Source organism: Streptobacillus felis, from assembly GCF_001559775.1.
GTDB classification, from domain to species: Bacteria; Fusobacteriota; Fusobacteriia; order Fusobacteriales; family Leptotrichiaceae; genus Streptobacillus; species Streptobacillus felis.
Map to the genome: position 1 here is coordinate 1 of NZ_LOHX01000132.1, position 369 is coordinate 369.

The window sequence follows — 369 nt, forward strand, 5'->3', positions numbered from 1 at the left end:
CAGGATTTAATGTAATTAAAAGAGAGTTTCAGAAAGATAAAGCTGCTTTATTTTCTCTAACTTTATTTGTAAGTTTAATATTAATAATATTTATATCTGCAACATTTTTCTTAGATGTTAACGATGTAATGAAGGTTAGGTTATTAGATAAGTATGCAGCTCCATTAGAAGGTTATTGGTTAGGAGCTGACTATGGTGGGCGTAGGATACTAGGTCAGGTAATTATGGGTGCTAGAAAATCAATAGTAATAGGAGTATCAGTAACTATAATTACATCATTTATTGAAATAGTAGGAGGAGTAATTATTTCTTATTATGGTGGTTGGATAGAAAATATTGCAATGTGAATTATAGATTTCATAAGTATTT

General features: G+C 28.7%; 1 pseudogene. It reads left to right on the forward strand.

Features of this window, described 5'->3' with window-relative positions:
* A pseudogene (locus tag AYC60_RS08900) lies at positions 1-347 on the forward strand (ABC transporter permease); the annotation flags it as partial.
* Positions 348-369: the final 22 nt, after the last annotated feature.